Source organism: Clostridium sp. 001 (genome assembly GCF_019056555.1).
Classification (GTDB): Bacteria; Bacillota; Clostridia; order Clostridiales; family Clostridiaceae; genus Clostridium_B; species Clostridium_B ragsdalei.
Genome location: NZ_CP020473.1, coordinates 4,175,029 through 4,195,818 on the forward strand (window position 1 = coordinate 4,175,029; position 20,790 = coordinate 4,195,818).

20 protein-coding genes are annotated in these 20,790 nt (G+C 32.3%); 14 read left to right on the forward strand and 6 right to left on the reverse strand.

Going from position 1 to position 20,790, the window contains the following annotated elements; translation table 11 throughout:
* The first annotated feature begins 21 nt into the window (after positions 1–21).
* Positions 22–594, forward strand: a complete 573-nt coding sequence (locus tag B5S50_RS19450) for an L-2-amino-thiazoline-4-carboxylic acid hydrolase (RefSeq protein ID WP_065079468.1) — start codon at positions 22–24, stop codon at positions 592–594.
* 35 nt (positions 595–629) lie between these two features.
* On the opposite strand, the gene B5S50_RS21975 is transcribed toward B5S50_RS19450, so the two are convergent.
* Entirely contained in the window at positions 630–833 is a 204-nt protein-coding gene (locus B5S50_RS21975) for a YetF domain-containing protein (RefSeq protein ID WP_083985786.1), read from the reverse strand.
* A gap of 367 nt (positions 834–1,200) precedes the next feature.
* Between B5S50_RS21975 and B5S50_RS19460 the strand changes: the two genes are divergently transcribed.
* A complete protein-coding gene (locus B5S50_RS19460) occupies positions 1,201–1,587 on the forward strand; it encodes a DUF6483 family protein (protein WP_065079469.1) in 387 nt (128 codons plus the stop codon).
* A gap of 75 nt (positions 1,588–1,662) precedes the next feature.
* On the opposite strand, the gene B5S50_RS19465 is transcribed toward B5S50_RS19460, so the two are convergent.
* Both B5S50_RS19465 and B5S50_RS19470 read right to left on the reverse strand, forming a co-directional pair.
* Complete coding sequence (locus B5S50_RS19465; protein ID WP_065079470.1) at positions 1,663–2,637, reverse strand: aldo/keto reductase; 975 nt, start codon at positions 2,635–2,637, stop codon at positions 1,663–1,665.
* A gap of 516 nt (positions 2,638–3,153) precedes the next feature.
* Entirely contained in the window at positions 3,154–4,119 is a 966-nt protein-coding gene (locus tag B5S50_RS19470) for a G1 family glutamic endopeptidase (RefSeq protein ID WP_083985784.1), read from the reverse strand.
* 385 nt (positions 4,120–4,504) lie between these two features.
* Here B5S50_RS19470 and B5S50_RS19475 point away from each other — a divergent pair, with 385 nt between their 5' ends.
* Positions 4,505–4,969 (forward strand): hypothetical protein, encoded by a 465-nt coding sequence (locus tag B5S50_RS19475; protein WP_013238369.1) that lies wholly within the window; start codon positions 4,505–4,507, stop codon positions 4,967–4,969.
* 136 nt (positions 4,970–5,105) lie between these two features.
* Here B5S50_RS19475 and B5S50_RS21980 read toward each other — a convergent pair whose 3' ends face one another.
* Positions 5,106–5,264, reverse strand: coding sequence for a hypothetical protein (locus B5S50_RS21980; RefSeq protein ID WP_368041491.1), 159 nt, complete (start codon positions 5,262–5,264; stop codon positions 5,106–5,108).
* A gap of 24 nt (positions 5,265–5,288) precedes the next feature.
* Positions 5,289–6,191, reverse strand: a complete 903-nt coding sequence (locus B5S50_RS19480; RefSeq protein WP_368041492.1) for an ABC transporter substrate-binding protein — start codon at positions 6,189–6,191, stop codon at positions 5,289–5,291.
* Between the two features lie 643 nt (positions 6,192–6,834).
* Here B5S50_RS19480 and B5S50_RS19485 point away from each other — a divergent pair.
* From B5S50_RS19485 to B5S50_RS19520, 8 genes are all read left to right on the forward strand, one after another.
* Positions 6,835–8,052 (forward strand): molybdopterin molybdotransferase MoeA, encoded by a 1,218-nt coding sequence (locus tag B5S50_RS19485; protein ID WP_065079473.1) that lies wholly within the window; start codon positions 6,835–6,837, stop codon positions 8,050–8,052.
* Positions 8,053–8,116: 64 nt separating this feature from the next.
* The gene (locus tag B5S50_RS19490) at positions 8,117–9,193 is read left to right on the forward strand and encodes an iron ABC transporter permease (protein ID WP_217302612.1); all 1,077 of its coding nucleotides are present in this window, start codon (positions 8,117–8,119) and stop codon (positions 9,191–9,193) included.
* Entirely contained in the window at positions 9,190–9,732 is a 543-nt protein-coding gene (locus tag B5S50_RS19495; protein ID WP_254306628.1) for a nucleoside-triphosphatase, read from the forward strand. The genes B5S50_RS19490 and B5S50_RS19495 overlap by 4 nt, the downstream gene beginning before the upstream one ends.
* 288 nt (positions 9,733–10,020) lie before the next feature.
* Positions 10,021–11,061, forward strand: a complete 1,041-nt coding sequence (locus B5S50_RS19500) for an ABC transporter substrate-binding protein (RefSeq protein WP_065079475.1) — start codon at positions 10,021–10,023, stop codon at positions 11,059–11,061.
* Positions 11,062–11,113: 52 nt separating this feature from the next.
* The gene (locus B5S50_RS19505) at positions 11,114–11,896 is read left to right on the forward strand and encodes an ABC transporter ATP-binding protein (RefSeq protein WP_065079476.1); all 783 of its coding nucleotides are present in this window, start codon (positions 11,114–11,116) and stop codon (positions 11,894–11,896) included.
* Between the two features lie 440 nt (positions 11,897–12,336).
* A complete protein-coding gene (locus tag B5S50_RS19510; protein ID WP_065079493.1) occupies positions 12,337–13,431 on the forward strand; it encodes an ABC transporter substrate-binding protein in 1,095 nt (364 codons plus the stop codon).
* Positions 13,432–13,498: 67 nt separating this feature from the next.
* Positions 13,499–14,248 carry a DUF364 domain-containing protein gene (locus tag B5S50_RS19515; RefSeq protein WP_217302614.1) on the forward strand — a complete coding sequence of 250 codons (750 nt, stop codon included), beginning with the start codon at positions 13,499–13,501 and terminating at the stop codon, positions 14,246–14,248.
* 126 nt (positions 14,249–14,374) lie between these two features.
* A complete protein-coding gene (locus B5S50_RS19520; RefSeq protein WP_217302615.1) occupies positions 14,375–15,169 on the forward strand; it encodes a DUF364 domain-containing protein in 795 nt (264 codons plus the stop codon).
* Positions 15,170–15,201: 32 nt separating this feature from the next.
* Here B5S50_RS19520 and B5S50_RS19525 read toward each other — a convergent pair whose 3' ends face one another.
* Positions 15,202–15,804, reverse strand: coding sequence for a MerR family transcriptional regulator (locus tag B5S50_RS19525; protein ID WP_065079496.1), 603 nt, complete (start codon positions 15,802–15,804; stop codon positions 15,202–15,204).
* A gap of 555 nt (positions 15,805–16,359) precedes the next feature.
* On the opposite strand from B5S50_RS19525, the gene fdhF reads away from it, so the two are divergent.
* From fdhF to B5S50_RS19540, 3 genes are all read left to right on the forward strand, one after another.
* Positions 16,360–18,468 (forward strand): formate dehydrogenase subunit alpha, encoded by a 2,109-nt coding sequence (gene fdhF / locus B5S50_RS19530; RefSeq protein WP_217302616.1) that lies wholly within the window; start codon positions 16,360–16,362, stop codon positions 18,466–18,468.
* Between the two features lie 328 nt (positions 18,469–18,796).
* Positions 18,797–19,378: a 4Fe-4S dicluster domain-containing protein gene (locus tag B5S50_RS19535; RefSeq protein ID WP_065079082.1), complete on the forward strand. Its 582-nt coding sequence runs from the start codon at positions 18,797–18,799 to the stop codon at positions 19,376–19,378.
* Positions 19,379–19,413: 35 nt separating this feature from the next.
* The gene (locus B5S50_RS19540; protein WP_217302617.1) at positions 19,414–20,787 is read left to right on the forward strand and encodes a [FeFe] hydrogenase, group A; all 1,374 of its coding nucleotides are present in this window, start codon (positions 19,414–19,416) and stop codon (positions 20,785–20,787) included.
* Positions 20,788–20,790: the final 3 nt, after the last annotated feature.

Here is a 20,790-nt window from a genome sequence, read left to right on the forward strand (position 1 = left end):
CCTGAGTAAAGGAGAAATGTTATGCAGCAATTTTTAATAAATGAATTTGGCAAGAACTTAGGTAATAAGATCTATAGTATTCAACAGAAAGAATTACAAACAATACTTGCTTTTGCTATAGGAAAAAGTAGTAATCAGTTAAAAACTCTTGAAAAGACAATTTTACCAAGGATTGTATTGTATAAGGCCTTACAAAAAGAATTAGAAGATCAGAAAAAGGCGTATGATACAGTTGAGAAATATATGTTTATTATTGTAGGACGAAAAATTAATAAACAATATTTAGCATTTGAATCTATACCTGGATTTTTTTATATCTTTAGAAAAATAATGATTGGAACAATTAGTAGAAGTGATAATTGGATAACTGAAGTGATAAAAAATGATAGCGTATCAGTAGAATATAACATAACAAAATGTCTTTGGTATGATGCCTGTAAGGAAAACAATTGTCTCGAACTTTGCAAAATTTTCTGTGATACAGATCATGTAATTTATGATTCAATGAAGAAAATAGAATTTATTCGGAAAGGAACATTGGGTACAGGACATAAATGTTGTGATTTTTGTTTCTTAAATAAAAAGAAATGCTAATAGTATAAAAATAATGTGGTAGATGTAACTAAGGCTTAATTTTTATCTATAAACAAGGTTCCATCACTTTGAATTTCAGCATAGAAAACGTCCTCTATAGAGGTAATATTTTGTTGCTTAAGTTGTTTCTTTAACCAGTTTTTATGTAAATTCAGTTCTTCTAAGTTATGGTCTATTATTTTACCATCAACAATTATCTCAGAAGGAATATATTTACTAGTATTCTTGCTAGGGTTAATAGCACTATGAACGTTACTGTTGTTTTAAGTAGTAATTGAAATACATCTATAATTCCAAGAGTCATCGGCGGTACCTCCTTAACACTAACTCTATATAAAAGTAGAGAGTTTATGTAATCAATGAAAAATATAATATCAATTTTATATTTTCCCAATATATCTGGCTTATTCATATTAGAGAAAGGAAAATAGTGTATAAAAAGATAAGTCATATATTAAAAATAGATATTGAGTACATTTTTGAAAAACAAGACGATAATTAATTATGGTGATAGTTTTTTTTGATATTAATCGAATTATCAATGAATCTTACTTAATGGGAGTGTTACAGTAGGTAGCCATCAGATAAAATGTGAAGGAGTTTAATATGAATGATGATTATATATTGAGAATAATAGAATCTATAGGGGAGTTTGCTGGAAAAGTATTGTTCAACAAACAGAGTAAGGAATTTAAAAATATAGATGTACAATCAATGACTATACAAGATGTGTTACCAATATTATTAAAAAAACTTGTTTTTCAGGGTAAATATAATGAGGCAGAAAATTTGCTATTTGAAGAACTGGAAAAGAATCCTTCAAATGATTTAATTAAAATAGGAAAAGATTTTTATAATATATTACTTTTAAAAAGTGATGAAGATCTTACCAAAGCAAATTTTTCGAGAGAGGAAATATTTCAAGGATTAAATGATATGAAAAAATTTACTTGTGAGCTTATTCAGGTGACTAACAATTCGCATCTTGAATAAGCTCTTTTTTGATATACTATAGATACGTTAAATAAATGTGCTAAACATTGATTTACAATTTATATTTAGAAATACTTATAGATTATGATGATATGAAAACCTGCTGCCGTGCAGTTCTTTCCAGACTTCATCACATTGCGAAAGAATTTCATTAGATAGCGGCCCCTTTTCTAAATATGCTAAATTCTGTTTCAAGTGCTCCAGGCGGCTTACTCCAATAATTACACTGTTCACGTAGCTATAAGAAATACACCAGCGCAATGCAAGTTCAAGCAGCTTCATGCCATGGCTTTGTGCAATCTGAGTTAGCTTTTCCATTGCTTGAAAACTGTCATCATTCCAATATCTTTGATAATATCCACCTAAATCGGAAAAACGTGAATTTTCAACAGGATGATCCTTGCTGTGCTTGCCGGAAAGTAATCCGCCTGCTATTGGATTATATATAACCAGGCCTACCTTGTTTTGCTTAATGCAAGGTACTAGCTCGGACTCTATACCCCTTGTAATTGAGTTATAAACGTTTTCTGTTACACTTGGCGTTATCAAGTTACGCTTGTCGCAAGTCCATAAGGCATCCATTAGTTGCCATGCAGCAAAGTTGCTGATTCCAATATAACGAATCTTCCCTGATTTAACAAGAGAAGTCATTGCTTCCATTGTTTCTTCAAATGGCGTTAGAGGATCAGGTGCATGCATATAATAAATATCTAGGTAGTCTGTATTTAATCGTTTTAAGCTATTTTCCACAGACGAAATAATATGTTTTCTGCTGAGACCTTTGTCGTTTGGCCCTGAACCCGATGGCCCTCCGACCTTACTTGCTAGAATTACATTTTCCCTGCAACCTTTAATACCTTTACCTGTAATTATTTCACTTTGTCCACCGTTATAAATGTCTGCAGTGTCTATAAAGTTGATTCCATTATCCAATGCATGCTTAATAACTTTAATGCTATCCTGTTCGTTTAACTGTCCACTAAATGTCATTGTTCCAAGACAAACTCTTGATACATTTAAACCTGTCCCTGCTAAATTTGTATATTCCATATACAAAACCTCCTAGTATATGTTTAATTTCATATTTTAATCTTCTTCATAATGAAGATATTAGCAATATAATGATTAGAAATCTAACAATTAGGTTTCTAACATTAATAGTATACTTTGCTAAATTTAATGTCAACTCAAATTATTATTTAAGGTTTTATTAAAATGATAGCCATTAGATAAAAATAGTTTCCATGGGTTTCATATTTATCCAATGACAAGCACTAGACGGAATGATTTATATGGTATACATTTATATTATAGAAATATATATTAAAGTACCATATTATTTTTTAACGGCGATAAACCCATTTAATTATTTGAAGTTAGTATTCCCCAATATTGACTTCTTTTTTTTATTAGAAAAGTTGGTTAATATACAGTTCGGTGCCATATTAGAAAACAAAAGGTCAATTTTCACTATATAGTGAACTAATTGGCCTTTTATTTTTTATCAAGTGGTAGTCGCTTTCATTGTGTGGTGGGAGTGTTATGGATGGTAGACAGCTAATAAAATTATTGTCTATATTCTCTTGGGTGAAGGCGGCTGCTATTATCTCTTAAAATAGGTCTTGGGAAATTATCCAATCTTTGTCTAGAAGTTAAGCTTAAATTTGTTGTTGTTGTAAATGACTCACCATCTGTTCCAATTGTAGAAGGATAAATTACAACATTTTCATTACTTGATTCCATTGCAACAGGATTAACATTGTTACTTGAAGCATTCAATAAAGTACCGTTTACCATAGCTGACTGGTATTTTATCGTACCCATATCTGCTAAAGGATATAGTTGATTGCTATCGTTAGAAGGATCCTCACTGATCCATTCTGCTGATGTTCCAATGCCTTGTTCATAGGAAGAATCTAATGTTGTTGATATAGTTTTAGTTTGTGTCTGGCCACCAGATGTAGTTACAGTAAATGTTAAGTTCCATGTTGAATTGGATGATTTAGATATACTAACATTGATAGTTGAATTAATTGGAACACTAATGATGTTTTGAGCAACATCAGGCAGCTTTTCCCAAAAAACTTCTGCCACAGCTTGTCCATTTTCTACTTCTTCTAAGGTTCCCATTTGAAGAAGATCTGAAGAACTTGCTCCACCTAAACCAATCCACTGTGCAGCTACTGTATTTTGCTTATTTGTTGGAATATTAGGGATTGTCCAACTACCAGAAATACTAGTATAGCTGCCACTTTTAGAAGTAGGTGTATCTATGTATCCTGCCCAATTACTAGACTTTTCAGTATTAGCAGGAAGATTTATTGTAGATATACTATTTTTCAGCTGATGAATTGGTAGTTGCTGCTGAGTTGGTAGTGAATGAACTAAATTCCGTCTGGGAAAGTAATTAGATAGAACATATTTATTATTGGTGGCATTTTGAGGTCCATTTTCAATTATAGTGGAGCCGGTTCCGAATCCAACTAATAGTGTTAATAATATAAGTGGAATTTTTTTGAATATAGTTTTCACTTTTCTTTCCTCCTTCCATAACATCTTAAAGATACATTTATGTTTTTTGATATTATAGAAATTTATTCTATAATATACTAATTTCTCATTTGTATGTGATGGATATGTGATGAAATAATTACAATAGTATTAATAAAGTATAAATTTACTGTAAACTAAAAAATATAACTAGTATACTGACTGGTTATTTCTTTGAAAATGCCTTATATAGAAGTAATTAGGACAAACAAATCGTATAAGTTGGAATTTTCCCTAATATCCTTAAAATATAAAAGCTAATTAGTGATTAACTTTAAAAATGATGTCAATAATATAGACAAGTATAAACTTTTATAAAAGTTCACGAAATAAGAAGTAGAGAGTTTGAGCTGGAGGTAGTGATGGTATGGGATACAATATTATAGATATAATTAATAAGTCAATAAATATTGCAGTTAGAAGAAAAGCTGAATATGAGGACATAGGAAAAAGGTGCAATAAGCAATCTATAAAAATAATGTCAGTTGTTTTAGTGAAACAATTAGATAAAAGTATTCAATATTATGAGAAGCTAAAAAAAGTAATAAGTGGTATGGAATTTGAAGAAATTGATTTTGTAATATATGATAAAATGTCTTTTTTAATAGATGAGTTTAACAGGAAAGTATATAAACCTGAAATCAACAATGTTAGAGACTATTTGAAATCTTTTCTTGACTTAGAGAAAGACGTGTATTCTTTACTTGTTGATGTACAAGGTAGATTTGTCAAAAATACAAGTGATGTAAGTACAAAAACATATACAATATTGTCCCATATTATTAATAATGAGGCTAGCCATATTTCAACTCTTGAAAAAATGCTAAAATAAAATTTATATTAAAATACATTTCCTTATCTTATGGCTGCCTACGATAATACTCACTTCCACTAAGCAAGATTCATTGATAGACATAATGCATCAGGTGCTGTTTAGAAAACTTCACCTAATGCATTTTAAAGTATATTTATTTAGTAGGAGGATCATCATTGATGATTCTATTTGCTTCTTCCTCCGAAAGGTCATAATTTAAAAACGTTTTATAAAAATTTCTAGTTTCTTTAACTATATCTATGTTAGAAAATTTATCCGGGTGTATTATTTTTGCTGCCCATTGTATTTGCAATGCTTCTTCTGCACTGTATCTATCTCAGTAAAAAGCTCCATCTGGATTGAAGTATACTTTTGAATTCTTAACGGCATTTACTTTTTGCCAGGAAGGATCCTTTAATAAATTGTTTATATTTTTTTTACCATTACTTACTTTCATTAATGTATTGCTGCTTAATATTACAACATCTGGATTCCATTTTAATATTTGTTCCATGGATACTTGCTTATTATTTCCTTTTACTTCTGAAGCTGCATTTACTCCACCAGCTGCTTCTATCCAGGAATTAATTATTGTATTGTTTCCATCTACGGTTATTGGTGAAAGTGAAGTTACATGGAGAACTTTAGGTCTTTGGTCCTTAGGCATTTTAGATGTTATGCTGGTTATAGTATTGAGTTTGCTATCTAAATAGGATATATATTCATCTGCTTTTTTCTTTGAGTCTGCTCCTAAAATATCACCTGTAAGTTTAACACATTTTTTTAAACTATTAAAATCAGTAAAGTTTAATTCTACAGTTGGAATTCCTGAGTCTGATATTGTATTTACATTTTTATCATTTAAAGGTGTAAATACAATGTCAGGTTTTGCTTTTATAAGTTCTTCTGTATTGACACCGTCTGAAGTAAATGCTGTCACTGCATTTTTCATTTGAGGATTTACTTTGTAGAGCCAGGGCCTTCCTTTTTCTGTGAGAATGGTGGCAACAATTTTATTCCCTTGGCCTAAAATACATAGAACTTCATTATGAGCTTGCCAGGAATCTCCTATCTTTTTAATATTTAGAGGCACGTCCACTTTTCGCCCAGCAGTATCGGTAATCGTTTTCGTCTGCGTGCTTTTTTCACTTGCTTTTTTTGATGTATCACCATTATTACATCCCGTTATTAAAAAAATAATTGCAAAAACAGTGATAAGCATGAATTTTAGTTTTTTCATGAGTTAACACATCCTTCTTGAAATATTTACCTATAGCTGAGTACCATAAAAATTCATTATAATATGTATTAATTTATAGAATATAGTCAACTTTTGGGTGAAATATGGATTTAATGGTACAATAATCTACTACATTCATTATAATATAATAATCTTTATTATACAATTGATTTTAAGACTAAACAGTATAAAATATAACATAATATACTTAAAACAAAATATAAATATACTTTATATTATATTTTGTTATGTTTTATTGCAAACTTGATGAAAATATAATATAATATAAATATGTTAAAATTGTAATAAATGTTATTACGTAACTGGCAAAATAGAAATTTACCACATGGAGTGCAATATTAAGTTAAGACAGAGCCGGGCGCCTGGGCTATAAAATGTCTGGGCGCTTTTGTTTTATCCGATGACTACCTGCTCTAATACCCCCACTTCTTCTTCAAGTGGGAGTAAAGAGCAGCTACGTCCCTGGATAACGATTTTCCCTAAAGGATAACGCCTTCTAAGTGCTGAAGCACTAAGAATCCTGTTAATAAGTATCAGATGGAGTTAAAACTCCATCTGATGCCAAGAACTCTGTTTATCAAATACTTACATAAATTATGATAGTAATGGGGGATGGTAAGTAATGAAAAGTGAAAATGAGGAACATATATCACTACCTGGAAATGAGGCTCTAAAGAGAATAATGGAAAGGTGTAACCTAAAATCACGAATAGAAAAAGTATCTCTAATTGACGGATTAGGAAGAGTGTGTGCTTATGACATTGCATCTATGAATACACTTCCTAATAGTCTTACTAGTAGGCTAGATGGCATAGCTATATATTACCATGATTTTGAGAATGGAATACCTGATACTTCTAGTTGGAAAAGAGGAGTACAATATGACTTTGCAAATACTGGAATTGCTATTAAAAAGGATTATGATACCGTTATCAAAATAGAAGAAGTCGAAATAGACAAATCAGGTAACATAAAAATACTAAAGGCACCCTCAGCAAAAGGAGAGCTCACTCAGCCTGCAGGACAAAAAATGAAAAAAGGTGATGTACTTGTAAAGTCCCATACGTTACTTACACCATCTCATCTTGAAATACTTGCTATGGGGGGAATTGATAAGATTGATGTGCTGCAAAAACCTGTAGTAGCTATTATACCTACAGGTAATGAATTGGTTCCTGTAGGAAAACCATTACCATTAGGTAAAAATGTTGAGTCTAATAGTATAATGATGAGAACAAAAGTTGTTCTTTGGGGAGGACAGCCGCTAGTTTATGATATCGTTCCCGATGATCCTAAAAAAATTATAAATACACTTCTTGATGCTTTAAAAAAGGCGGATATTATAATAATCAATGGGGGATCATCAAAAGGTACTGAGGACTATAATATAAAAATGTTAGGAGAAGTAGGAGAAGTACTAGCTCATGAAGTAGAGCATGGACCAGGTAAACACACTTCATTTACTGTGGCTTATGGAAAACCTGTAATTGGCATCGTAGGCCCGCCAATTGGAGCTGAATATACAGTAGATTGGTATGTTATGCCCCTTATCAATAAATATCTTTTTCAACCAACCATAAAGCCGCAAAGGTTACAAGTAGTTCTTACAAAGCCAATTGTATCAAAGCGCCCATTCGATTTTTATGTACGTATTATTGTAAAATATGAGGACGGGCAGTATAAAGGTACGCCAGTAATTGGCCGTGACAAACTTGTTGTTGAAGGATTGATTCATGCAAATGCTCATTTATGTATACCGGGAGATGTTGATGGATATGAAGCAGGAGATAAGGTTGAAGTTGAGCTGCGCTGTCCCATAGAACTTATAACAAGGAATTAAATACTAAATAATAAAGGACAACTTTGTAAGGTGGCTAATTATAGTTTAAAAGGAGGACAAGTATATGCTAGAAGAAATGAAACTGGCTAATTCGTCTGAAAAATCTATATCACAATCAAAGCAGAAAAAATTAAAGACAACTTATATTATGATAATTATTGTCTTGTTACCAATACTTTCTTTTTTCATTTCATTAGCTATAGGCAGATATCCTATATCAGTATCACAATTTTTTAATGTTATATTATCAAATGTTTCAGGGATGGGTAATTCAAAATATGAAACTATTAGCACAGTTTTATTTAATGTCAGGATTCCTAGGATTTTGTCGGCATTACTGGTTGGAGCAGGCTTAGCTATAGCTGGTTCTGCATATCAGGGCTTATTTAAAAATCCAATGGTATCTCCAGATATACTTGGAGCTTCTTCTGGTGCGGGATTTGGTGCGGCATTTGGAATACTTTTATCATTTAACAGCTTTGGTGTACAGATTTCAGCATTTCTATTTGGACTTGCAGCAGTTAGTATAACCTATTTAATAAGTTTAATCATAGGAAGAGGTAATAATGCTACATTAGTACTTGTGCTTACAGGTATGGTAGTTTCAGCTTTATTCTCTTCTTTTATTTCTATAACAAAATATGTGGCTGATCCCTATGACAAACTTCCGGCTATAACTTTCTATTTGATGGGAGGATTGTCTTCTGTCACTATGAAAGACATCAAAATATTATCGGTACCATTTATAATAGGAATTATACCGTTAATTTTATTGAGGTGGAAACTTAATGTACTTTCCTTTGGTGATGAAGAATCAAAATCTTTAGGCGTAGATACTTCAAAGTTAAGAATAGTTATAATACTTTGTTCAACTCTAATTACTGCAGGAGCTGTATCAATCAGTGGTATTATTGGCTGGATAGGACTTGTAATACCTCATATAGCAAGAATGTTTGTGGGACCTAATTTTAAAGCTTTATTACCTGCTTCCTTATTGATTGGAGGTACATTCCTTTTGTTAGTTGATGACATAGCTAGATGTGCTTTTTCTATGGAGATTCCCTTAGGAATTCTCACATCATTAATTGGAGCACCATTTTTTATTTATCTTTTGATTAAAGGAAGGAGAGGATGGATATGAAAAAAATTTTTTTTACTGGTGAGAAGGGGATAGGTAAATCTACATTATTAGAAAAAGTTATTGAAAATATAGATTGTTCTATAGGCGGATTTATTCAAGAAAAAGAGTTTGCAGAAGGAATGAAAATTTTTAAAGTTATTTCACTTTATAACCCGGATGATAATTATATTATGGGCAGATATGATATGAAAAAAGAAAAAATGCATATGGATATGGATATATTCAATGTTATAGCTAATGATGTACTTTTAAAAAGCTTATATAGCAGAGATTTAATAGTACTTGATGAATTAGGTTTTATGGAAGAAAATGCACCATTATTCAAAGATACCATTTTTAAAATACTTAATAGTGATAAGCATGTTATAGGAGTATTAAAAGAATGTGATGGAGATTTCGTACAGAAAATAGCAGAGAGAGAAGATGTACAAGTAATTAGAATTGATAAAAATAATAGAAATTTTATGGAAGGTAAAATTCTTCATATTTTACAAGAAAATGATGTAAGGTTGAAGGAAAAATTGATAGTTGAAAGTTAATTACTCAACTTTCACAGTTTAAGAAAATTGTGAAACAATTTTCTTAAAGAACAAAGAACAAAGTTCAAATATCAAATAAGGATAATTTTCTTCCTAACGTCAGAAAATATTAAAATTATAGATTTCCTGAGGTACGATGAAAATCATCTTTATCTGTTCTTTGTTATTTGAACTTTGTTATTTTTAAAAGGCTTTGCTTCGCAAAGTTTTTATATTAAGTCAAAATTTATACGTGCGAAAGTTGAATTAATTATAAATAACTTTGAAAAACCATGGGGGGAAGAAAAAATGAAAAAAATATCTAAAATTTTAATTCTATTACTAATAGTATGTACCTTTGGAGCTTGTGGAAAAAGCACAACTTCTACAAGTACAACTAATGCAGATAATAATAAAAAAATTACGGTTACTGATGGATTAGGAAGAAAAGTAGAGCTATCCAAGCCAGCTGAAAAGGTACTAAGTGATTATCCTATAGCAACACAGATATTATGTGCTTTAGGGGAACAAAATAATATTTTAGGTGCAGATGGGAAAGTTATGAAAAACCCATTAAGCTTTTCACCAAAAGCAGGTGCAAGTAAATTAGCTGCTTCTAAAGGCAACAATGAGTTAAATGTGGAACAAGTAGTAGCTGCTAAACCAGATATTGTTTTTATACAAAAAAAGAGTAAACAAGTCATACCAAATCTTGAAAAATCAAATATTAAGGTTTTTGTTGTAAATGCAGAGAACCTTGATGAATTAAAATCTACTGTGAAAAATTTAGGAATAGTTACTGGTAAAGAAAAGAAAGCAGATGAATTTATAGATTATTATACAAAAAAGTTAGCTTCTATTAATAATAAATTTAAAAGTGTAGATCAAAAAAATAAGCCTAAAGTATATATGGCAGGAGGAAGTATGTATTTAACCCCAGGAAAGAATATGTTTCAAAATTCATTTATTGAATTAGGCGGCGGAATAAATGTGGCAGGTTCTTTAAGTAAAAGTGCTAAGTGGAGTGAAATATCTGCAGAGCAGTTAATTAGCTGGAACCCTGATATAATAATTCTTACACAATATTCTGGAGTAAAACCTCAGGATGTACTTAATAATGCTGGCTTAAAAGATATAAATGCTGTGAAAAATAAAAAAGTTTATTTGATACCTTCAAAAATGAGTTCATGGGATATGCCTTGTCCACAGACAATTTTGGGAATAATGTGGTTAAGTACAAAAACAAATCCTGAAGTATTTAAAGATACAAACATAACAAAAGAAGTAGATGATTTTTATCAAAAGTTTTATGGAACTACTTATACAAAGCTTGGTGGTACTTTAGACTAAAATAGAAGCGTCCTAAATGTCATAATTTGATAAAAGGGAGGAGAGGACGGATATGAAGTTAGAAGTAAAAAATGTTAGTTGTGGTTATAGTACAAAAGTTGTTGTAAAAGATATATCTATGAGTGTGAGTTCAGGAGAAATATTGTGTTTACTGGGGCCAAATGGTGTAGGCAAAACTACTTTTTTTAAGACTATATTGGGTTTCTTAAAGCTTAAAGGTGGGGAAATACTCTTGGATGGACAAAATATACATAACTGGTCTAGAAAACAGTTGGCTAAAAATATTGGGTATGTACCACAGGCTCATACACCTCCTTTTCCCTACAAAGTTTTTGATGTAGTATTGATGGGCAGAACTGCCCATCTTTCAATGTTCTCCTCTCCTTCAAAAGAGGATAAAGATATTGCTGAGGAGGCTATAGATGTTTTAAATATATCCTATTTAAAAGATAAGATATATACGGAAATAAGCGGTGGGGAGAGACAGATGGTTTTAATTGCCAGGGCACTTGCACAATGTCCTAAAATGCTCATAATGGATGAGCCAACTTCTAATTTAGACTTCGGAAATCAAATTAGAGTATTAGATCAAATAAAAAAGCTTTCTAAAAGAGGACTAGCAGTTGTTATGACTTCACATTATCCTAACCATGCATTTATATGCTCTACGAAAGTGGCGTTTATGCAAAGAAACAATGTATTTACAGTAGGTAATGTAGATGAAGTTGTTACAGAGGATATGCTTAAAGAAGCATATGGTATTGATGTAAAGATTATTAGCATACCCAATTCAAATGGAGGACAGATGAAAGCTTGTGTACCTGTGATCAATTAAGATGTATGATAGAATAATTAAATAAAAATTAGCAAGATATAAGTAAATATAAAACAACTAAAAAAATATATAATATATTTTTTTAATATGTTATGTTATGTTTTGTTGAAAATTTAACAAAGATATAATATAATATAAATATGTTATATATGTAATAATATTTATTACACAACTGGCGATAATAAAATTGACCAGAAATAATGTGATAGTAATTTAAGACAAACAAGAGCGCCTGGACCATATAACGTCTAGGTGCTTTTGTTATATGAAAATGCTTATATAAATTATGATGAAAAAGGACTTCAAATTAATGAACTAAAGGAAAATAATAAATTTTATTATAGGGAGTGAATGTGGGCAAAAATGCGCTTTATATTATTTTCCTTATGCCAGATGAGCAGAAAGTAAAGGTTTAACTATTGTGAGAGAAGGATGTAATTATGTTTAAAAAATTAAAAACAAACAATCTAATTATATTATTAGTTATTTTATGCACGATTTTAGTTACAGGTCTTACAGGTTGTGAAAATAAGAGTTCATCTTCAAGTGTAAGTTCAAATAAACAATCACAAAGCACTAAAACTATTGTGGACATGGATGGAAATTCAGTTAAGGTTCCTGCGAAGGTTACTAAAGTTGCAACTTCTTGGCCTGGATTTTGCAATGCACTTTTTACAGTTAGTGGCAAAAATAATAAAATAGTTGCAACATCTCCGGCTATCAAAAAATATTATCCTTGGGCTATTAAATTGTATCCACAACTTAAAAATATATCTTATCCATTTAATGGACAAACGACTAATGTTGAACAATTAGTAAAGTCTAAACCAGATGTAGCATTTTTACGTAAAGGCGACAGTATACAAAAAGTTAAAGAAGCAGGTATACCTGTAGTTATGATTGATTATAAACATAATAGCATAGAAGACATAATAAATAGTGTTGTTATAACAGGTAAAGTGCTAGGAGAAAATGAATATAAGAAAGCAGAACAGTATAAAGATTATTTTAACAAAAATATAAGTAAAGTATCTTCTATAACTTCTAAGATACCTGAAAATGAAAGACCTAAGGTAATTTATCTATCTGTGCAAAATGAAAGTATTTCAGTATGGGGTAAAAACATGCCTCAAAATGAAACTATAAATATGGTAGGAGCAATAAATGAAGCAGCTAATGAAGTAGATGGATATAAAGAAGTTTCCATGGAGCAAATGCTTAAGTGGAATCCAGATGAGATAATAGTAGATGGTAATCTTAAAAAAAGTAAAGTAGCAAAAAATCCTTCATGGAACCAATTAAAGGCAGTAAAAGACAATAAAGTATTTGTAAGTCCTAGTGGTGTTTTTTCATGGGCAAGACTTGGAACAGAATCAGCACTGCAATTATTATGGATGGCTAAGAACATATATCCACAGAAATTTGAAGATGTTGATATTGCAAAAGAAACAAAATATTTTTACAAAAATTTCTTTGGATATGAATTAAAGGATAATGAAGTTAAAGAAATACTAAATTGTGAAAATCCAATTTAAATGAGTATTGAAACAAAAGTAAATATTTTAACTAATGTAAAAATAAATTAAAAATGGGGGAGAAATTATGTGGGAGATATATGATGAGTTAATAGAATTAATACCTAAGGATTTGGTTATAAAGGATTTTGTAGCAGGATTAAACTGGTTTTTAGTGGAATCTGTTGGCACTGGGATGGCAATGACGCCTAAAGAGGGAAATTCTTATTTGCAAATGGCGGGTAATGTGGTTGGAATGAAAGTTTGTGAAGTAGCAAAACTTATAAAATCTTGGAGTAATTATGAAGCGGCTTTAGGATTAGCAGCAATTAATTCTGTAATTAATACTCCTTATAATGTAGAAACATTTAGTGGCATTAAGATAAGTGAACAGCCTAATATTAATGAATTTGAATACATGAAAGATAAAATAAAGGGAAAAAAGGTAGCCGTTATAGGGCATTTCCCAGATCTTGAACCTTTGGCTGAGATATGTGAACTTTCTATACTTGAAAGAATTCCACAAAAGGGAGATTTCCCAGATCCATCCTGTGAATATTTATTACCCCAGCAGGAATTTGTGTTTATAACAGGAACTACTTTAATAAATAAAACCTTACCAAGACTTCTTCAGCTTAGTAAAAATGCTTACATTACAGTTGTAGGACCTAGTACACCTATGACTAAGTGCTTATATAAGTATGGTATTAATATGCTTGCAGGGACTGTAGTTACAGAACGTAATAAAGTATGGAAGTTAATTAGGGAAGGTGGTAGACATGAGTTTTTTAATAACGGGGCACTCATGGTTAAAATACCTGAAGACAAAGTAAAATAAATGAAGGAATTTGTCTTGATTTAGGCTGTGACCATATTGGAATTTAGATGGCATAGATAATAAAAGAGTCTGACAAACAATCCTTTTTAATACATGAAAATTGACACCAAAAATGGGGGAGCAATTATGTGGGAGATATATAATGACCTTATTTCAAGAATACCAGAAAATATAAAAATAAAAAGATGTTTAATGGGAGTAAATTGGTTTTTAGTGGAGTCTGAGGGAATTGGCATGGCAATGAGACCTTTAGAAGTGTATGGTAAGGTGAGTATTCCTGAGCATATAGCAGGAATGAAGGTTTGTGAAATAGCCAGGTATGTAAAGTCCTGGAATAATTACGAGGCTGCACTTGGATTGGCAGCAATAAATTCTGTAATAAATACTGAAAGTAATGTTTCTAAAATTTATCCCGGTGATATAAATGGACAACCTAATGAATCTTCATTTATATCGCTAAAGGAAGAAATAATAGGAAAAAATGTCACAGTAATTGGGCATTTTCCGAGAGTAGAATCACTTAGAAGAATATGTAAGCTGTCAATACTAGAAAGAAAACCTGACGAGGGAGATTATCCTGACCCAGCCTGTGAGTATATTTTACCTTATCAGGATTATGTTTTTATAACAGGAACAACGATTATAAATAAAACTCTTCCAAGGCTTCTTGAATTGAGTAAAAATGCAAATGTAATATTGGTTGGACCAAGTGTCCCTATGACTGAAATGCTGTTTAGTTATGGGGTTGACGTATTAGCTGGTACAGTTATCCTTGAAAAGGAAAGAGCCTGGGACGTTATACAAGAAGGCAATCCAACAAAATTTTTTAAACGTGGTGCCAGAAGGGTTAACATAAGTTTTGAAGATTATAAAAATGTACAATGGAGATATGAAATTCAGTTAAGTAAGAAATATATTTGAAACATTAAGTTGGCGAGGAGCAGAAGATAAATCTACTCCTCACAAAATCTAAATAATTTAAACCATTTTTGTTTCTTTTGTTTCTTTCTCTCCTTTCGGCTGATATATTCAGATTGATTATTTTGAATTTGTTCAACTAATTCTTTAGTATCTGTAATAGAATTAAATAAGGAATTTTTGTCATTTAATATCTTAGATAAATTATCATTAATTAAAGAACTGCTTTTTTCAATATCACTTTTAATGATGTTTGTATTGTTTTGCATAATATCTGAAACAGATTGCCTAATAATAGTTTCTATTTCAGGTTTTATCAAATTGGATATTGCTTGTGCTGCAAATTCTAAATCTTTTTGATTACTAAATAGGGAAGAATCATTATCTAAGAAATATTGTTTAATTTGTTGTGTTGTATAATGTTTTTCTTTGGATAAGTATTGAATCATTTTTAATTTGTTAATATCATCTTCAGTAAAATTTCTATATTTACAGTGATGATTGGAGTTTAAATAGTCTTTGAAGGTAAGGCAGTAATTTCTAATTGCTTGAGTGCTAGTGTTTAATAATTTTGCAACATCCTTTGTCTTGTAAGTATTTATTTTGAAATCGCTTATGTTTATTGATTTGTTTTCCATAGTTACCACTCCTTTTACAATATTATACAATTAATTGGAAATATTATCAAGATAATTTTTATATAAAATGTTTATTCTAAATGAAGCTCTTGACAAGGGAAAACTCTGTAAGATGATTTTATCCGATGACTACCTGCTCTAATACTCCCACTTCTCCAAGTTGGAGTAAAACTCCATCTGATGCCAAGAACTCTGTTTATTTAATTAATTTATGATATAATATTTTTAAGGATATTTTTTACTAAATTACAATATTTTATATTGAAGAGCAATTATATTATATCATTTTCAAAAAAATTTATCATATTAAACTGTGGAAAATCTTTATCCGATCGCTACCATTGCTACCCCCATCTTTTATCAAAGTGGGGTATAAGCACTGCTACGCCCCTGGATAACGATTTTCCCTAAAGGATAACGCCTTCTAAGTGCTAAAGCACTAAGAATCCTGTTAATAAGTTTCAGATGGAGAAAAAACTCCGCCTGAAACCAAGAACTCTGTTTATCTTTTCAGAAGGCGGAAATGCCTAAATTTGAAGAAAGGAATATAAGAATATGAAAAGTATACTAACTACTTGCCCTTATTGTGGAACAGGATGCACATTTTTCTTAAATGTAAGAGATGGAAAAATTGTTAGTGTAACCCCGGATGATAATGCAAATTCAGTAAACCAAGGGAAGCTCTGCTCAAAAGGCCGTTTTGGTTTTGACTTTGTACATCATAAAGATCGTTTAACTAACCCTTTGATCAGAAAAGAAGGAAAGCTGGTCGAGGTTACATGGGAGGAAGCAATTGGCTTTATTGTTTCTAAAATCAAAAAAACTGTAAAAGAATATGGTTCTGACAGTGTTGCAGCTTTTAGTTCCGCACGATGTACTAATGAAGAAAACTATCTTATGCAAAAATTAATGCGTGCAGTAATTGGCACTAATAACGTCGATCATTGTGCCCGCTTGTGACATGCTCCTACAGTGTCTGGTCTAGGCACAGCATTTGGTAGTGGAGCAATGACAAACTCAATATATGAACTTGATGAAATGGGACCTAAAGATGCTATTTTTGCCATTGGTACAAATACCACAGAATGTCATCCTATAATTGGCATTAAAATGCTAAAAGCTAAAGAGCGCGGTACTAAACTCGTAGTGGCTGATCCCCGCAAAACCGATGTGGCACTACATGCTGATATTTGGCTGCGGCATAAACCAGGTACAGATGTAGCACTTCTAAATGGAATGTCATATGTCATATTGACAGAAGGACTAGCTGATGAAGCCTTTATTGCTGAAAGAACTGAGAACTTTGAGGCTTTCAAAGAAGTCGCACTGAGATTTAACCCGGAATATACAGCCAGCATAACTAAAGTTCCAGCGAAAAAGATAATAGAAGCGGCAAGAATTATTGCTAAGGCTGATGCTGCTGCTTTGTATTATACTATGGGTATTACGCAGCATACTACTGGTGTTGATAATGTACTATCTACAGCAAATATTATGATGCTTACTGGCAATATTGGTAAGCCTAAAGGAGGAGTTAACCCACTGCGTGGTCAGAATAATGTACAAGGAGCATGTGACATGGGAGCTTTGCCTAATGTCTACACTGGTTACCAATCAGTAACTAATCCTGATGTGAAAGCGAAATTCGAAAAAGCATGGAATGCAAAGTTAAGCGATAAAGTCGGACTTAATATTCCGTCTATCTTGAATGCAATTGAAAAAGATAAGGTGAAAATGCTTTATGTGTTTGGTGAAAATCCAATGCGCAGTGACCCGGATATAAATCATGTGGAACATTGTTTAAAACATTTGGATTTTTTGATTGTTCAAGATATTTTCTTAACTGAAACAGCTGAAGTTGCTGATGTTGTTCTTCCAGGTGTATCCTATGCTGAAAAAGATGGAACTTTTAGTAGTACTGATCGTACAGTGCAGCGTATTCGTAAGGCTGTAGAACCAATAGGTAATAGTCTTCCAGATTGGCAAATACTCCGGGATATCATGAAGGCAATGGATTATCCAGCAGATTATAGTTCTCCTGAAGATATATTTGATGAAATGAGATCTTTAACACCAAGTTATGCTGGTATTAGTTATAAACGGTTGGAGGATGGGGGCATTCCATGGCCATGTCCAAATGAAAATCATCCTGGGACACCTATTTTGCATATTGGTAAGTTTTCCCGTGGTTTGGGTAAGTTTTCTCCAATTGAGTATAGGGAGCCTGCTGAACTTCCTGATAAAGAATATCCACTAATGCTGACTACTGGACGTATCGTTACTCAATATCATACAGGGACTATGACGAGACGTTGTTGGGGACTAAATGGTGCGGATCCAGAAGGATTTTTGGAAATTAACCCTGAAGATGCAAAAAGTCTTAATATTGAGGATGGCGATGAAATTAGTGTAACAACACGCCGTGGCTCATTAATTACAAAAGCACAAGTAACAACTAGGGTACCAGAGGGATTAACATTTATTACTTTTCATTTTACTGAGAGTCCAGCTAATATTTTGACTAATAGTGCACCTGATCCTGTTACTGGAACACCTGAGTTTAAGGTTTGTTCGGTAAAAGTAAAAAAATTAGATTTCTCAGATTTTGGATGCCAAAAGCGTAAGATTTTCCGTAAGAAGAGTAAGGCATTTGAAAGAAAATAACAAGTCAAAGATGCGACGAATATTTTTTATCAGACAAAGAGGCAGGTTCCGCAGATAGTGAATCCTATCTAAGGGTTCTACCGACGCAGTATGATAAAAAATAGGCTAGCATACTGGCTAGTTATTTCTTTGAAAATGCCTAAATACAAAGAAGCTTAAAAATCAAGAATTTTTTAATGTTGGTACATAGAGATTTTCTCATTTCCTATTTTTATTGATGTATACGAGGAAGTCCTATGATATAAATTTTAGTCCTTATGGGGCTAGAAAAATAAAAGCCTTAGAATTATCTTAAAGGCTAAAATAACTGATAAGGGGGTAATTGAATATGAAACTTAACTCTTTTGTAGTAGCTGATGCCCATAAATGTATTGGGTGTAAAGCTTGCGAACTTGCCTGTGCTGCTTCTCATTCTGACAATGATGGGAAGACAGTGGGAACAGTAGAGACTCCAATTATGCCGCGGCTTTTTCTTGTTAAAACGGCTGAAGTAACTGTGCCTATTCAATGTCGACAGTGTGAAGATGCTCCATGTGCCAATGTTTGTCCGGTAAGGGCTATTAGCCAGGTTGATAATAAGATTGTGGTTGATACCGAAGCTTGTGTAGGATGTAAAACTTGCATAATGGCTTGCCCATTTGGTGCAATGGACCTTGTACCTAAGTATAAAGATGGTCAACTAGTTACTCAGAATGTGCTTATGTCTGAAACGGATAATGGTTTAGTAAAAAAGGAAGTAGTTGTGGCACATAAATGTGATTTGTGTATTGATCAGCCTGATGGACCAGCTTGTGTTAGGGCATGTCCAGAGAAAGCATTGGAACTTATTGTACCAAAACAAGTAAAAAAGAAACGAAACATAGAGGCAGTTGATAATCTTTGGAATTTGGTGAAAGGTGTTTTTGACTAGAAGCTTAATTTGAAATAAGATAGGAGGCGATTGTTTTGACAGTTAAGACTGAAGGTATTGTCAAAATTGATAAAGAGTTGTGTACAGGATGTAGGCGATGTGCAGATGTTTGTCCTGTAGATGCTATAGAAGGTGAAAAAGGACAACCTCAAAAAATTAATACTGAACGTTGTGTTTTGTGTGGTCAGTGTGTACAAATTTGCAGTGCTTATGCATCTGCATTTGATGAAGATATTACTCCTCGTGAGCAAAAGATAAAAGAGCGTAATATGCTCCCCTCTGTTAAAGAGCCCTTATTTGCATCCTACTATACAGGCCATGCCATAGAAGTAAAAGAGGCCTTAGCAAATTCTAAACTTTTTACTATGGTTCAATGTGCACCAGCAGTACGTGTAGCTATTGCTGAAGAATTTGGTATGCCACTTGGAAGTTTAACACTAGGGAAAATGGCAGCTGCACTAAGAGAGCTAGGTTTTGATCGAATTTATGATACTAATTTTGCTGCTGATCTCACTATTATGGAGGAAGGTAATGAACTTATTAAAAGGGTTACTGAAGGTGGAGTGCTGCCCATGTTCACTTCATGTTGTCCTGCTTGGGTAAAATTTATTGAGCAGGATTATCCGGAGCTTATTCCTCATCTGTCTTCTTGTAAATCTCCACAACAAATGGAAGGTGCTCTGCTTAAAACATATGGTGCACAGGTTGATGGTGTAGATGCTGGCAAGATTTATAGTGTTTCAGTTATGCCTTGTATTTGCAAAAAATTTGAATGTGAACGTCCTGAAATGAAAGACAGTGGATATCAGGATGTAGATTCTGTAATTACCACACGGGAACTTGGACAATTAATCAAAGATGCTGGCATTGATTTTAATGCTTTACCTGAAAATGAATTTGACAAGCCACTTGGGACTTATTCTGGGGCAGGTACTATTTTTTGCGCTACTGGAGGTGTTATGGAAGCTGCCCTGCGTACGGCATATAAATTGATTACTAAAGAAGAGATTCCAGATGTCAATCTCAAATTTATAAGAGGCGGCGAAGGAGTAAGAAGTTCAGAAGTTAAAGTAGGAGATCTGACATTAAAAGTAGCAGTAGTTGCTGGTCTGAAAAATGTTGTACCAGTTTTGGAAGCAATTAAAGCTGGAAAAGCAGATTTCCATTTCATTGAAGTGATGACCTGTCCAGTTGGATGTGTTAGTGGAGGGGGACAACCTAAGATATTGATACCTGATGAAAAAACTGATGCTTATACTAATCGTACGTGCAGTACGTATGTACATGATGAAAATATGGAATATAGAAAATCACATGATAATCCTGAGATACAGAAAATTTATAAAGAATTCTTGGTAGAAGATAATATTCATCATTTGCTTCATACTACGTATACACCAAGGAGGTAAGTA